Origin of the sequence: Coleofasciculus sp. G2-EDA-02 (assembly GCF_040226375.1) — a bacterium.
Taxonomy (GTDB): Bacteria; Cyanobacteriota; Cyanobacteriia; order Cyanobacteriales; family Coleofasciculaceae; genus Coleofasciculus.
The window spans coordinates 12,335-27,369 of sequence record NZ_JAVKEW010000043.1 but is presented as its reverse complement, the minus strand read 5'-3'; the positions used below and the strand labels follow the sequence as shown (position 1 = coordinate 27,369).

The following is a 15,035-nucleotide window of genomic DNA, read 5'->3' as shown; positions in this document are numbered from 1 at the left end:
GGATAATGAACAATGGATAATGACCCCTCCTTAAAAGAAGAGGATTGAAATTAAGGAAAATCTTTTTTAATTTCTTCGTAAACGAAGAGGTCTTAGACCCAATTAATCAATTGTCAATTATCAATTATTAATTATCCATTGGTAATTGAGTTCAAAACTGACTGGAACCTGGTACTGAAATTTTGGCTGGTGGGCGATGCCCACCCTACATCAATATTTATTGAGACGGGTTCAAGATTTGAGTGACAACCCACTCCAAAAGGAGCAGGATAATTCAGCCAACGCCTAGTCATGCTAGAACAATAGAGGAAATTCCGGTGTTACATCCAACGACTCATCACCAGCGCCATCTATGCAATCTGCTCCCCTTGACGGTAATCCCTGTGTTTTGCTCGTAGAAACCGATGAAACTCTAGCTCAACGCATGAGCCTAGATCTAACAGAAGCTGGCTATCATACGGTTATCGCTACAGATGCGCCCAGTGGCTGGCATCAAGCTTGTCAACTCCAACCCGCTATGATGGTTGTAGATCAATTGCTTTCTGGTTCTGGAGAATCAGGTTTGAGTTTATGTACTCGCTTGAGAAAAGCCGGTTCTCGTGTCCCTCTACTCTTACTCGTCACTCGCGACGCGATCGAGGATCGAGTCGCCTGTTTAGAAGCGGGTGCTGATGATTTTTTCCTTAAACCCTATCGCGCTGACGCCTTTTTGCAGATGATACGTCTGTATCTAGAACCCGATACCAATACGAGTGAACAACTCAGATTTGGGGATTTGGCTTTAGATTTGACGACGCGCCGCGCGATGCGGGGAGGACGAGTGATCGATTTGACGATGAAAGAGTTTGAACTGCTTAAGTATTTGATGACTCATCCCCGCGAAGTTCTAACTCGCGAACAGATTCTGGAAAATGTTTGGGGATACGATTTTCTGGGGGAGTCTAATGTGATTGAGGTGTATATTCGTTATCTACGTATCAAAATTGAAGATGAGGGCGACAAGCGCTTGATTCAAACCGTCCGGGGTGTGGGTTATGTGTTGCGAGAATCCTAGTGAAGTGGGTGGGAAAAATTAAAGTTAACGGTTGTGATCGTCATTTGTCATTTGTCCTAGTCGCTTTCAAAAAGAAGCAAGCTACGTCATTTTTCATTCATCATTCGTCCCCCTGCTCCCCCTGCTTTCCCTGCTCCCCCTGCTCCCCCTACTCCCCCTACTCCCCCTGCTCCCCCTGCTCCCCCTGCTTTCCCTTATCCCTCACCTAAACCCATGAAGTATCCTATTCGCCTATTCGGAATAACTCTTAGTCTGATACTGCTTGGATGTTCGGCTTCCGGCTCAAACAATGTCGCCGATGGAACACCCTTGAAGTCCGGCGAACGGCTTCCAGAACCGCCATCCCTCTCCTCATCACCTCCCAATTCCGGTCAGATGTTACCCATTAGCGCTCAAACCCAGATCGGTGATCAGCAGATTTTACTCGAAGTCGCTAGAACACCTGGACAACAGCAGATTGGATTGATGCATCGCACGGCTTTAGCACCAGACAGAGGAATGTTGTTTCCCTTGAATCCGCCGCGACAGGCTTCGTTTTGGATGAAGAATGTGAAAATCCCTCTGGATATGATCTTTTTGCGAGATGGCGAAGTTAAAGCGATCGCGGCAAATGTTCCCCCCTGCACGGCTAATCCCTGTCCTACCTACGGTCCGGGGGTTCTGGTTGACCAAGTGATTGAACTTGCCGGTGGACGAGCCGCTCAACTGGGTTTCAATGTGGGCGATCGCATCACAATCACCATCCTAGAGGATGAGATTAATCCATTGCCAGAATCTTAAATTTTGATTAACATCATTGAGAAAATAAATAAACGATGTAAAGATTTTTCTACGAAATTACGTTAACATTTCGTAAGATAGATTTTTAATCTAAGACCATTGACGACGAGGTAGTAACCTGCATAAGTGGTGGATACCCATCAAAGCGACCAAGTACGGGTGTAGTCTGGAACAGCCTTTTAGTGGTGTGAGGTGAGGCGAGGCGAAACAGTACACAAAGAGTCGATGGGGGGTGAGGGTTCAAAGGATACCTGGTCAGTACATCCTGTGAGTTGTCAACTCGATCAATCAATATCTTAGATGGTCAGTGATCTAGGACACAAGCAGTGCCGGATTAACCTATCACAATAAGCAAAGAACCCTCAGCTAGTAGACAGTATTAAATGTGTCTACCCATTGCTAAAGGAGGCAGGACGCTGATTCCACAATAGATCCGATAAGGAGGTGAATAGCAGTTATGGCACCTGCAACCTATTCTGAATTTTTACGATTTCTGCAAGAGGAATTGGCAATTTCCACCGATTCCATTGCGATCGCTCAACGGCGTCGGGAACAAGACCCAGGACCATTACCAATGATTCTGTGGCAGTACGGTTTAGTCACATTGCAGCAATTAGACCAAATCTATGACTGGCTGGAAACAGTCTGAAATTAAAACAATCGGTCAGGAGCATATAGTAATGTCTAAGTGCTTACGCTTTGGGAATAATCCATTCAAGTCTAAACCGTTCAATTTCATACAATGTTATCCATTGACCATTGATTCCTCTACAAGAAAGAGCGGGTCGCTAGTTGACCCGCTCTTTTTTGGCGTCTTTAGTGTATTTCGTTTATGGCTTAGCCTAATATTGATTGACGCTCCTCGCACTTGTAGGGCGAGGATTCTTGGTTCCTGGACACACCTTACAGCTATCTATCCTTGCGGCAATCCTTAAACCAAAAGCCCGTAGAAAACTACCAAGCGTCGAGTCTAAGTTAGATAACCCCAGAGGGAGCCTGCTCCCCAAGCGTAATGGTACTTGTTGAGAGTGTCTTATAATCTGTTCCTCTCTTTCCCCATGTTCCCATCCGCCCGATGGTACATTTTTTAGCCTTATGACTAACGCATTGCTGCACTTTTGGAGGTATCGGCACTCGTTTGAGTCCATGCGTTTTTCAATCTTGTTACTCGCGCCTCATGTACTAGCATCACTTTACGTGATAGGCATCAATTGCTTGATTGGCGATACTCACGAATTTTTCGCCTGTGCTAGACTACTCTTATACTGTAGCATATTAACTGCCACAATGTCCAGAAACAAAACGCTAAGAGTGAGATTATCGAATACCGAGTATGAAATACTCAAGACCTATGCAGAGGAAACGGATAGGATGCTGTCGGAAGTAGTTAGAGACTTCATCAAAAGCATAAGAAAAAAGCCGTCCTAGAAGGACGAGGCTTGAATCCCTTTACTTCCGGTCAAGACGCGAGCCGCTGCTGACACTCCTGCTCCTGGTGTCATGGATTCATAACCCAACTCTCGCAGCGTCGCTTCTAGCGCCCCAATCGCCGCCAGAATATCGCGACTAGAAACAAAGCCTAAGTGACCAATGCGAAATATTTTGCCTTTCAAGTGATCTTGTCCCCCAGCTAGGGAAATATCAAAGCGCTTTTTCATCACGCCCCGAATTTGTTCGGCTTCAATCGACACAGGCGCCACAGCCGTTACCGCAGGACTGGCGGCGATATCCGGAGCAAATAGGGGAAGGGAAAGCGCCTCAATCGCCGCCCGAGTTGCTTGCATCAGCCGTTGATGACGGGCAAAAATATTATCTAACCCTTCAGCTTGCATCATTCGCAACGCTGTTTGCAGTCCCACCACTAAATTAACTGGGGGGGTAAAAGGATTGCTATTCTTTTTTGCCGCTTTACGATACACACCCAAATCTAAATAAAAGCGAGGCAGTTTGGCTGTCTCGTAAGCTTGCCAAGCTTTATCCGAGACACAGACAAACCCTAATCCAGGGGGAACCATATAGCCTTTTTGGGCACCTGAAGCCACCACATCAATCCCCCACTGATCAATCGGTAAACTGACAGCGCCTAAGCTGGTTACCGCGTCTACAATAATTAGAGCTTGACCGTGTTCTTTGACGTAACGATTAATCGTTTCCAGGTCGTTGAGTACACCTGTGGAGGTTTCTGAGTGGGTGACAATAACGGCTTTGATTGTCTTATCCGTATCCGCCACCAGCTTTTGGCGAAACTGTTCCGGATCGAGGGGTTGACCCCACGGTGCCGTAATCGTCTCCACCTCTAGACCGAACGCTGCACTCATCTTTGCCCAGCGATCGCCAAATTTACCATTAGTTCCGACCAAAACCCGATCGCCAGGACTCAAAAAATTAATAATCCCGGCTTCCATGGCACCCGTACCACTCACCGTTAACACCAAAACATCGTTCTGAGTTTGGTGCAACCATTTTAGGTTTTGGGTCACCTCTGCCATAATGGCGCTAAATTCCCCACTGCGATGCCCGATGGGATGCTTGGCTAACGCCAGCAATACCTGTTCGGGCACCGGTGTTGGTCCGGGAATCATCAGCATCAACTTATTATCCATGAGCGTTATCCTCAATCGTTGAGTATCACATAATTCAGAATGACACCACTATCTCATGACTGAGTTTTGGTTTCCGAATCTAGAGGAAAACCATTATCCGATGATTTTGACTCAACGTTGACATTATTGAGTGACCAACGGTACTCAACGGGTAAGTTGAGGCGCCCACAGGTTTGTTCTAGTTGTTTCTGCTGGGCTAACGCTTTGCGGAGAGTGGCAATCAACTGATGCACCTGTTCTCGAATCATCGGGTTTTGATTCGTGGCAAAGGCAGTATGACGCTCTAGCATCTGTAGTAGCAGTTCGTAGTGAATATATGACGGAAGGGGTATTGGCTCCATGAAACCTGGCTTACCTTAAATGGACGAATTGCGATTAATCTTCACGTTCGACAAGCGTATCGGATGATCTGACCAATAATCAACAGGCAAGGACGATTGATTACACAGAACTCACGCACTTGGCAATAGATTGGTGATGGCTTGGGCTGGATCAGGTTGTTTAACCAATGATTCACCAATTAGTACAGCGGTAGCACCCGCCGATGCGACCTGCTCTAAATCGGCTTTTTTGTGCAATCCTGACTCACTGACAATCAGAATACCGCGTTCTTTGATCTGCTGACCTCGCGCTGCCAGAAGTTGGCAGGTTGTTTGGAGATCAACTGAGAAATCTGCCAAGTTGCGGTTGTTTATACCTACTAGGGTAACGCCATCTACCAATAACACGCGGTCTAATTCATCCAGGGTATGTACTTCTATAAGAGGGGTCATGGATAACCCATTGGCAATTTTGACAAAATACCGTAGGTCTTGATCCGACAAAATAGCCGCAATCAGCAAAACCGCATCAGCACCGTGACTCCGAGCCAGATAGAGTTGATAGGGATAAATGATGAACTCTTTACACAGAATTGGCAAGTTGACCTGTGCCCTAACTTGGCTGAGATTCTCCCAACTCCCTTGAAAGAACTTTTGATCAGTCAGCACAGATATGGCAGAAGCACCACCTTGTTCATAAGAACGGGCAATCGCCACGGGGTCAAACGCTTCCCGAATTACGCCTTTACTGGGAGATGCCTTTTTTACTTCAGCAATTAATGCCGGACGAGTCTTTGCCCCTAATAACGCCGCTTTAAAGTCACGCGGCGGTGGTGCCGATTCTATCTGTTTCCGGAGTTTAGCTAAGGGTAGCAGTTCCCGCATCCGGTCAACTTCTGTTTCTTTATGCCAGACAATTTCTTCCAGAATATGGCGCGGCTGGGCGTCTGGGAGAACGACTTGATAGCGCAGGATATTCAGGTCAACCGCCGGATTGGGTGGACGGCGGCGAATTGGTAGTTGGTCATTTGTCATTGGTCATTTGTCAAGAGTTATTTGTCATTTGTCAAGAGTTAATAACAGGCAAAAAAGCACATACTTTAAAGTTTACAGCCCTGGAACCGTGGAGTTTTCTACCTTCTTGTACTACGTTATTTGTTCTTGCTCACAATAGGTTTAATGACTGGCAACGGCTCGCTTGTAGGCTTCATCGAGGACTTCTGACAAGGTGGGATGGGCATGGACTAAGTATGCCAGAGTATTTACAGACTGTCGTTGGGCGATGGCGTTTGAGGCTTCGTGAATTAAATCAGAGGCGTGGATGCCCAAGATGTGAACGCCCAGGATTTCACCGCTATCTTTACGATAGATAACTTTGGCAATGCCATCGGACTCTCCTTGTGCGATCGCTTTGGAATTTCCTTTAAAATACGTCCTCACTGAGGCAACTTCAAATCCCTCTTTTTCTCCGAGTTCCTTGGCGGCGGGTTCACTCAGCCCCACGTAACTAATTTCTGGATGGGTAAAGGCGGCGGCGGGGATGCTGCGATAGTCAATGGTACGATGACGCCCACAGATATTTTCCACGGCGACAACCCCTTGAGCTGATGCCGCATGTGCCAGCATAAGTTTACCTGTGGCGTCACCAATTGCCCACAAATTGGGAATGGCTTCGTCACCGGATAAAACTGCCATTTGATCATTGACGGGGATGAATCCTCGGCGATCTGTTTCCACACCTACTGATTCTAAGCCTAAATCCTTGCTCACGGGAATCCGTCCCGTGGCGACTAAGCAAGCATCAACTTCTAGGACATCTACAACTTCCTTGGTTTTGGCATCCGCCAGTTCAATCACAACGGGTGAACCGGGAGTCACTTTTTGTGCCAGAATGCCGGAATAGGTTTCAATATCGCGGGGAGAAATCAGCACCCGGCTGGCTAGTTTGGCAATATCTGGGTCAAATGTGGGCATTAACTGGTCGAGGGCTTCAATCATGGTGATTTCCGACCCTAGGGCTGTATAGATGTCAGCAAACTCTAAACCAATATAACCACTGCCAATAATTGCCACCCATTGGGGTAACCATTCGAGCTTTAGGGCGTCGTCGCTGGTGAATACGGTTTTCCCATCAAGTTCAATACCGGGGGGGACGAAGGGAACGGAACCTGTACAGAGGATAATGTCTTTGGCGGTAACAGTTTTTTCGCCACTGTCTGTCGTCACCGTTACTTTTTGTTGTCCAGCTACCCGACCCCAACCGGGAATGATATCAACATTTAAGCGTTTGAGACTGTTGGTGAGATCGCCGCGAATCTTACTCACCAGGGTATTTGCATGGTTTGCGATCGCGTCTCGGTCAAAGTCCACGCCACCCACCTGAATTCCCAGGGATTTCAGATGATGGGTATTGCGTAACTCCCGTACTCGCCCTGATGCGGCTAATAGGGCTTTTGACGGGATACAACCGCGATTTACACAAGTACCGCCCATTTGGGAGGCTTCAATGATGGCGGTTTTCAATCCGCAACTGACAGCATGTATTGCCGCGCCATGTCCACCGACACCAGCACCGATAATCACTAAATCGTAATCAAATTCTTGACTCACATCCATTTCCCTCAAGATTTTGCCGATTCCAGCTTTCAAGCCATCCCTAAACCTAAAAGACTATACCATAGGATCAAGCGGTAAGGGTGCTAGTTTCTCCGACATAGGCTAATGAGTAGCGTTCATCTCCATAAACACTAGCTTTAGGAAATCAACTATTATGCGCGAACCTCAGCAAAATCATCGAAATGAAGCAGCTAAAGCCTTTGTGGAATCCCTTGACCAACTTGAGAATCTCTTGGGGCACCCATCCCCTCCTCCCCAATCGCCATCTCGCCGTTCTTCATCGAAAGCCCCTACTCCTCAATCAAAATCCTCCCAGTCAGACGATGACATTTTCGATCTGGATCTTCTCGAAGAAGCTGCGGCTGATCTCGATGCATTTTTTGGCGACACTGAATTACCAGAGGAAGAATAGGAAGACAACAGAGCCGACAGGCCAAGGAGCAGGGGAGATGGTTGAGATGAGGGAGGAACAGTCAGGGCGGGTTTTGTAGAAACGTTACCATCAATAGCCATAAGAAAATCCCATTACCCGCCCCTACACATTCACGCGCCATTCCCTCCCTATGGGCGAAGTGAAGGGTCAAAATTCAAAACTTCCCTAATAACCTGTTTCCCGTACCCGTTGGCGCAGCGCTTCATAGACGATTAAAGCCGCCGCGATCGCAACATTTAAAGATTCTACATCCTGACTTAGGGGAATTTGCACTGATTTATCAGCGAGTGCGGCTAACTCAGGGCGCAGTCCCGCCGCCTCATTGCCCAGTAGAATCAAGCTAGGACAGCGCCAGTCTATTTCCCAGTAACTCAATGTCGCCTTGGGTAGAGTTGCCACAACTTGTACCCCTTGATCCTGACTTTGCCTAACCACCTGACTTAGATTAGCATTGCTACTCATGGGCAGACGAAACCATTGACCGGCTGAAGCCCGTAATACTTTGGGATTCTCTAAGTCTACACTATCTGGACTCAGCCATAAACCATCAACACCTGCGGCGGTTGCGGTACGAATGATGGTGCCCAAGTTTCCCGGATCTTGCAGCGTCTGTAAAACTAAACCGAGGGTACAGGGAATCTCAGGAGGGACGAGGGATGAAGACTTTGCGGTTACCACCACACCATCTGGCTGAACAGTTGTCGCCATCGCCTTGAGAACAGAGGGTTCAACAATTTCAACACGCTGACACTTAGGTGTGGCGTCTTGCCAAAGTTGCGGATGAGTTTGCTGCCAATCTGGTGTACAACAAAGGGTGACTAGGGGATAATTGACCGCACAAGCTTCTGCCAACAGGTGGGTTCCCTCTAACAGCAGAAGTTGCTCCTCCCGCCGCCCTTTGGCTGTGTGCAGTTTCCGAATTGCCTTAACTAGAGGATTCTTGCTACTTGTCAGCATTATCAAGTTCAAGGTCAGCGTAGAGACGTAGCATGCTACGTCTCTACAATCTTCGATGCGGAACCCGGGACTTGAACCCGGAAGTTCTTGCGAACACTAGAACCTGAATCTAGCGCGTCTACCAATTCCGCCAGTTCCGCTTTTTTCCATGCAGCTTACTATTATGCGACGATACTGACGCCTTTGTCAACTAATTTTTTTTTGCGGATTTTCGGCATCGGACAAGGTAAAATTCAAGGCTGGTTGATTCACCAGTTTGGGAAGCAAATCTAGACATTTGCCCTGTTTCAGGTAGAATCAAAACCAAATTTTAAAAAATGCCAAGATTTCACCGATTCTGGAGGATAGACCTATCAACCACTCTCTTAATCTGACAGATACTGGATCTGTACCCAAGGGGAACCCATCCGTTCTAGAGATTTGGGGCAGATCTTCCCTCAAAGGACATGTGACCATTAGTGGCGCGAAGAACTCGGCATTGGCAATTATGGCAGGGGCGCTGCTGTGTCCTCAAGATTGCCGACTGCGTAATGTGCCTTCTCTGGTAGACATAGCGCGGATGGGTCAGGTGCTGACGGCTTTGGGTGTTAAACTAAAGCATCATGGGGATATCTTGGATATCGATGCGCGTCACCTGGAACAGTCAAAAGCGCCCTACGAGGTAGTTAATCAGCTTCGAGCCAGTTTCTTTGTGATTGGTTCTCTGCTGGCACGATTGGGCGCGGCTCAAGTTCCTTTGCCGGGTGGCTGTGCCATCGGCGCTAGACCTGTCGATCTCCATGTTAGGGGATTGCAAGCCCTAGGTGCTGAGGTGCAGATTGAGCATGGTATGGTTAATGCCTATGTGAGGGGGAATGGGCGGCAGGGGTTAAAAGGGGCAAAATTTTATCTCGACTATCCCAGTGTGGGAGCAACGGAAACCCTGATGATGGCAGCGACATTGGCTTCAGGGGAAACGATTTTAGAAAATGCTGCCCAAGAACCAGAAGTGGTGGACTTGGCAAATTTTTGTAACGCAATGGGTGCAAAGATTCGGGGGGCGGGTACAAACACGATTATCATTTCTGGTGTTCCCAGTTTACATTCGGTAGACTACTCAATTATTCCCGATCGCATCGAAACGGGTACGTTTTTAGTGGCTGGGGCAATTACCCAGTCAGAACTCACTCTTTCCCCGGTTGTACCGGAACATATTACCGCCGCGATCGCGAAACTCCAAAACATTGGCATGAGAGTGATTCAGGAAGCCCCTGACTGTCTACGGATTGTCCCAACCGGGATAATTCGCGCTACGGATATTGAAACCTTACCCTATCCAGGATTTCCCACGGATATGCAAGCCCCATTCATGGCACTATTAACGCTGAGTGATGGGGATAGTGTGATTACCGAAACCGTGTTTGAAAATCGTCTAGGTCATGTCCCCGAACTCAATCGCATGGGGGCAGATATTCGGATTAAAGGCAATAATGCGATTGTACGTGGTGTGCCTCTGTTATCAGGCGCCCCTGTCGTTGCGACTGACTTACGCGCATCCGCCGCACTGATATTAGCCGCCCTAGCCGCCGATGGTAAAACCACGATTCAGGGACTGCATCATTTAGACAGAGGGTATGAGAAGCTAGAGGCGAAGTTAAAGAAACTTGGCGCACGATTACAACGGGTGTCGGATAACTCACCGCTAAAAGACTCCTCAGCAACCCAAAGTCCAGTTAAAACGCTGTGATGATCAAAAATCTTTATAAACTACCCAGACCTGCTAAGAGCAGAGGTCTGGGTAGTTTATTATCCTTGATATCTGCCATCGTTGGGCGCTTGTTGGTCTGTCCCTCAACACCCCGATTGATTTGAGCCAGACACACAAAGGGGACATCGAACTCTTTCGCCATGTCCTTGAATGCCCCAGAGAACGAGCGTAGGGCGTCATTGACTGCGCCATCTAGATTATTTATCTGGATGATCAAAGAAAACGGTGTTTTAACCCGTCCCGAAGTATCCTTTTAGAATCCTCGGTCATTTATGCCGAGGAGAGGTCAATCTCAGGTAACAATATCGGCTAACGCGGGTTTGACCGTGGGATAGCGATAGTTAAAATCACAGCTAGTCGTCCGCTTAGGTAACACGTTTTGACCTTCGAGAACAACTTTAGCCCCCTCTCCCAGTAATGCTTCTATAGCAATGCTGGGAACGGGTAACCAGGAGGGACGATTCAGTACATCCCCTAGGGTTTGACAAAATTCCGACATCCGCACGGGGTTGGGTGCTGTAGCATTGAATACCCCTTCCATGTCGTTGCGGGTGAGCGCGTCGATAATCAGGTTCACGAGGTCATCTCGGTGTATCCAAGAGAACCACTGACGCCCACTCCCAATCGGACCCCCAGCAAAGAGTTTAAATGGGGGTAGCATTTTTGCCAGTGCGCCACCATCCCCCAGAACGATGCCAAATCGGAGGATAACCAACCGAACGTCAGCATCTTTCACCTTTTGGGCTTCAGCTTCCCAAGCCTGACAGACTTGGGCGAGGAAATCGTCTCCAGGGGGACTGGTTTCAGTGTATGTTGCTGTTTCGCTAGTCCCGTAATAGCCAATAGCTGATGCATTCACTAATACCCTAGGTTTGGGTTGAGCTTTCGCGATCGCGTCTACAATTTGCCGGGTTCCCAGTTGGCGGCTATTGAGAATCGCCTGCTTTCGTTCCGGTGTCCAACGATTCTCACCGATGGGTTCCCCAGCCAAGTTCACCACCCCATCACAACCCGCGATCGCGTCTTGCCAAGCTCCGGATTCGGTGGGAGTATAACCCACAATCTCTAAATTGGGAAACAGCCTAGTCGCTTTGGCTCGGTTTCGGGTTAAAATTAAGGGTTGATGCCCTTTCTCAAGCAGACGCTTGACTAAGCGAGAGCCAATAAATCCAGTGGCTCCAGTAATAGCGATTTTCACGATTAAGTTACTCTGCTCCCTGTGCTTGTTTTGTATCACCATAAGCCATACCATTGGCTTCGGCATAGCGGTGCATAAAGCGCATGAAACGATCCCAGTGCTCTTGCTGTTCGATGTCAAATTCGCAGTCTACCCGCTTCAAATCATCGCCTTCCGGACCACTGAATATAAATTTCACCGACGATGGCTCAACACTAATTTGCCCTTCTTCATCGATTAAGAGCAAGGCGTTAGCGAATCGCTTGGTATAACTCTGGAATTTTTCTATCGCTTTTAAGGAATCGAAACTCATTAATACTGAACGCACGCCCGAACTCCGATTTCGTCTCAAGCTAACATTGCTCAGTTCTTCAGGAAGTCCTTCAAAAAATTGAATCGATGGCGTTTGGGAAGTCATTTTAAATTGCAAATACTATATTGTTCAGTATACAAAACTTTATGCCTCTCATAGAAGAGAACCCCGACTTCTTCAAGAAGTCAGGGATCTAACGCTCACGAGCAATGACTCAAAACTACACGGCTTGCGGTTGCACTTGCGGCTGGAATTGGAACAGCGAGTACACCACATTGCGACGGATGTCAATCATCATCTCCAAGAAGGTTTCATACCCTTCTTGCTTATACTCAATCAGTGGGTCTTTCTGCCCATACCCCCGTAACCCGACAGACTCGCGCAAAGCATCCATCGATTGCAAATGCTCCCGCCACAGGGTATCAATCTGCTGTAAGATGAAGAACCGTTCGGCTTGTCGCATCAATCCCGGTTGAATCTGATCGATTTGGGCTTCTTTAATGTCGTAGGCTTTACGGACTTCTTCATGCAAAAAGGTTTTAATCTCCGTAACTGTCATATCATCTAGATGTTCGGGCTGGAGGTCTTGCAGCAAATAGACAAACTCTTGTACCTTTGCCACTAAGCTGGCTAAATCCCATTCTTCTGGTGGCAAATCGGGGTTGACATAAGCATCTACAATATCATCCATGGTCTTCTCCGCATACTGGATGACTTGTTCTTTGAGATCTAATCCTTCTAACACCCGACGACGTTCGGCATAAATTGCCCGCCGCTGATTATTCATCACCTCGTCATATTCAAACACCTGTTTCCGGGTGTCATAGTAGAAGGTTTCAACTTTTTTCTGCGCCCCTTCTAAGGAACGAGTCAGCATTCCCGATTCGATGGGCATATCTTCCTCAACCCGGAACATATTCATCATCCCCGCCACGCGATCGCCCCCAAAAATCCGCAGCAAGTTATCCTCTAAACTCAGGAAAAACTTCGTCGAACCTGGGTCACCTTGGCGTCCCGCCCGTCCCCGCAGTTGGTTATCAATCCGGCGAGATTCGTGGCGTTCAGTACCAATCACATGCAATCCGCCGATGCTAATCACCTCATCATGTTCTTTATGAGTAAAGGCTTCGTATTCCTTTCGCACCGCCCGACAAACCTCCCGCAGCTTTTGAATCACCGGGTCTTCCGTCGGGGCATTTTCCGCCGCAACTGCCACTTTTTCTTCAGCTTCTAATTCCGGTAGACTGCGTTCCCCATACTGCTGCACCGCAAACTTCACCGCCTCAATCAGCTTTTGCTCTGTTTCCGGAGACAACTGAGTCGGGAAAATCTGGGGGCTCACCTTCCAAGTTTTCACCTTTTTCCCTGGGGCAAACCCTTGGGCTTGGGAGCGTTTTCCGCTACCGGATGCCATAGCCGCAAAAGAATCTTCTTCTTCAGGGATAACAATCTGCGGCATGAAATATTCTCGCACTTTCAGCCGCGACATATAATCCGCATTACCCCCCAAGATAATATCGGTACCACGTCCTGCCATGTTGGTGGCAATTGTCACAGCCCCTTTGCGCCCGGCTTGGGCGACAATTTCTGATTCCCGTTCCACGTTCTCCGGTCGAGCATTGAGCAGATTATGGGGAACGTCCAATTGGCTTAACAAACGCGAAAGCACTTCTGATTTTTCCACACTGGTTGTACCCACCAATACTGGGCGTCCTTGCTCATGCATGTCCGCGCATTCTCGTGCCACCGCTTTCCATTTTGCTTCCTCAGTTTTATACACTACATCCGACATATCCCGCCGTCCAGGGGGCTTATTGGTGGGGATAATCGTGACTTGTAGGTTATAGATTTTTTCAAATTCGGCTTCTTCTGTTTTCGCGGTTCCCGTCATCCCGGCTAGCTTGGGATAGAGCAAAAAGAAATTTTGATAGGTAATAGTAGCTAGGGTTTGGGTTTCCTTTTGAATCTCTACGCCTTCCTTTGCCTCAATCGCCTGGTGCAGTCCATCACTCCAACGGCGTCCCTGTAAGACTCGTCCGGTAAACTCATCGACGATGACCACTTCGTCGTTACGCACGATGTAGTTTACGTCATTGGTAAATAGTTCCTTTGCCTTAATCGCATTGAAGATATAATGCGCCCAGGGATTTTCCGGGTCATACAAATCCTCAACCTCTAGGAGTTTCTCTGCCTGGATAAATCCTTCATCGGTGAGGATCACATTACGAGCTTTTTCATCAACCTCATAATGCTCCTCTGGCTGAAGCATCTTAGCGATTTGAGCCGCTTTCATATAGTTCTGGGTGGGGCGTTCCACCTGCCCAGAAATAATCAGAGGGGTGCGGGCTTCGTCAATGAGTACGGAGTCTACTTCGTCAATGATGCAGTAATTAAAGGGACGCTGCACCACCTCATTCATCGATGTTGCCATATTGTCCCGCAAGTAGTCGAAGCCCAACTCGCTGTTTGTGGCATAAGTAATATCACAGGCGTAATTGCGCTGTCGTTCCCCAGGACCCATACCCGACTGAATCAGTCCCACCGTTAATCCGAGGAAACGGTGTACCTGTCCCATCCATTCCGCGTCCCGACGGGCTAGGTAATCGTTGACGGTAACAATATGTACACCTTTGCCACTTAAAGCGTTGAGATAAGCTGGGAGGGTGGATACCAGGGTTTTCCCCTCACCCGTTTTCATCTCCGCGATTTCTCCCCGGTGCAGCACAACACCACCTAATAGCTGCACATCAAAATGGCGCATTCCCAGAACCCGCCGTGCTGCTTCCCGCACTACTGCAAAGGCTTCGGGTAGGAGATCCTCGAGTAACTCTTCTCGCTCACGATCGGTTGTCGCTTTTTCAAGCTGCTGCTTGAATTCTGCGGTTTTCCCTTGGAGTTGTTCATCGGAGAGCGATCGGATATCTTCTTCCAGAACGTTGATATCGGCAACGAACGGTTGGTATCTTTTAAGTTTGCGGGTATTTGGATCGCCAAGTAAGTTTTTTAACATAGCAGGAGAGGGATACGTCTAATCG

13 protein-coding genes, 1 tRNA gene and 1 pseudogene are annotated in these 15,035 nt (G+C 48.1%); 5 read left to right on the top strand and 10 right to left on the bottom strand.

Annotation, left to right across the window (positions count from 1 at the left end):
• Positions 1 to 352 precede the first annotated feature (352 nt).
• From nblR to RLO19_RS04340, 3 genes are all read left to right on the top strand, one after another.
• The gene (gene nblR / locus RLO19_RS04350) at positions 353 to 1,054 is read left to right on the top strand and encodes a response regulator transcription factor NblR (protein ID WP_446354163.1); all 702 of its coding nucleotides are present in this window, start codon (positions 353 to 355) and stop codon (positions 1,052 to 1,054) included.
• Between the two features lie 213 nt (positions 1,055 to 1,267).
• On the top strand, positions 1,268 to 1,834 hold the full coding sequence (locus tag RLO19_RS04345) for a DUF192 domain-containing protein (protein WP_446354162.1): 567 nt from the start codon (positions 1,268 to 1,270) through the stop codon (positions 1,832 to 1,834).
• A 457-nt stretch (positions 1,835 to 2,291) separates the two neighbouring features.
• Positions 2,292 to 2,483 (top strand): DUF2949 domain-containing protein, encoded by a 192-nt coding sequence (locus tag RLO19_RS04340; protein ID WP_006100242.1) that lies wholly within the window; start codon positions 2,292 to 2,294, stop codon positions 2,481 to 2,483.
• 775 nt (positions 2,484 to 3,258) lie between these two features.
• Here the strand turns inward: RLO19_RS04340 and RLO19_RS04335 are convergent.
• From RLO19_RS04335 to lpdA, 4 genes are all read right to left on the bottom strand, one after another.
• Positions 3,259 to 4,437: a pyridoxal-phosphate-dependent aminotransferase family protein gene (locus tag RLO19_RS04335; protein WP_446354160.1), complete on the bottom strand. Its 1,179-nt coding sequence runs from the start codon at positions 4,435 to 4,437 to the stop codon at positions 3,259 to 3,261.
• Positions 4,438 to 4,490: 53 nt separating this feature from the next.
• On the bottom strand, positions 4,491 to 4,778 hold the full coding sequence (locus RLO19_RS04330; RefSeq protein WP_446337502.1) for a DUF5340 domain-containing protein: 288 nt from the start codon (positions 4,776 to 4,778) through the stop codon (positions 4,491 to 4,493).
• 111 nt (positions 4,779 to 4,889) lie between these two features.
• Positions 4,890 to 5,792, bottom strand: a complete 903-nt coding sequence (trpC, locus tag RLO19_RS04325) for an indole-3-glycerol phosphate synthase TrpC (protein WP_446354158.1) — start codon at positions 5,790 to 5,792, stop codon at positions 4,890 to 4,892.
• A gap of 141 nt (positions 5,793 to 5,933) precedes the next feature.
• Positions 5,934 to 7,367 carry a dihydrolipoyl dehydrogenase gene (gene lpdA / locus RLO19_RS04320; protein ID WP_446354157.1) on the bottom strand — a complete coding sequence of 478 codons (1,434 nt, stop codon included), beginning with the start codon at positions 7,365 to 7,367 and terminating at the stop codon, positions 5,934 to 5,936.
• Between the two features lie 160 nt (positions 7,368 to 7,527).
• Here lpdA and RLO19_RS04315 point away from each other — a divergent pair, with 160 nt between their 5' ends.
• A complete protein-coding gene (locus tag RLO19_RS04315; protein ID WP_446354155.1) occupies positions 7,528 to 7,785 on the top strand; it encodes a hypothetical protein in 258 nt (85 codons plus the stop codon).
• 186 nt (positions 7,786 to 7,971) lie between these two features.
• Here the strand turns inward: RLO19_RS04315 and RLO19_RS04310 are convergent, their stop codons facing one another.
• On the bottom strand, positions 7,972 to 8,763 hold the full coding sequence (locus tag RLO19_RS04310) for a TrmH family RNA methyltransferase (protein ID WP_446354153.1): 792 nt from the start codon (positions 8,761 to 8,763) through the stop codon (positions 7,972 to 7,974).
• 56 nt (positions 8,764 to 8,819) lie between these two features.
• Positions 8,820 to 8,903: transfer RNA gene (locus RLO19_RS04305), tRNA-Leu, on the bottom strand.
• A gap of 197 nt (positions 8,904 to 9,100) precedes the next feature.
• On the opposite strand from RLO19_RS04305, the gene murA reads away from it, so the two are divergent.
• A complete protein-coding gene (murA, locus tag RLO19_RS04300) occupies positions 9,101 to 10,489 on the top strand; it encodes a UDP-N-acetylglucosamine 1-carboxyvinyltransferase (protein WP_446354165.1) in 1,389 nt (462 codons plus the stop codon).
• A gap of 13 nt (positions 10,490 to 10,502) precedes the next feature.
• Here the strand turns inward: murA and RLO19_RS04295 are convergent.
• The 4 genes and pseudogenes from RLO19_RS04295 to secA all read right to left on the bottom strand — a co-directional run.
• A pseudogene (locus tag RLO19_RS04295) lies at positions 10,503 to 10,685 on the bottom strand (DnaB-like helicase C-terminal domain-containing protein); the annotation flags it as partial.
• A gap of 117 nt (positions 10,686 to 10,802) precedes the next feature.
• The gene (gene thyD / locus RLO19_RS04290) at positions 10,803 to 11,708 is read right to left on the bottom strand and encodes a thylakoid membrane protein ThyD (RefSeq protein ID WP_446354151.1); all 906 of its coding nucleotides are present in this window, start codon (positions 11,706 to 11,708) and stop codon (positions 10,803 to 10,805) included.
• Positions 11,709 to 11,715: 7 nt separating this feature from the next.
• On the bottom strand, positions 11,716 to 12,105 hold the full coding sequence (psb28, locus tag RLO19_RS04285) for a photosystem II reaction center protein Psb28 (RefSeq protein WP_446354149.1): 390 nt from the start codon (positions 12,103 to 12,105) through the stop codon (positions 11,716 to 11,718).
• A gap of 115 nt (positions 12,106 to 12,220) precedes the next feature.
• Complete coding sequence (gene secA / locus RLO19_RS04280) at positions 12,221 to 15,010, bottom strand: preprotein translocase subunit SecA (protein ID WP_446354147.1); 2,790 nt, start codon at positions 15,008 to 15,010, stop codon at positions 12,221 to 12,223.
• Positions 15,011 to 15,035: the final 25 nt, after the last annotated feature.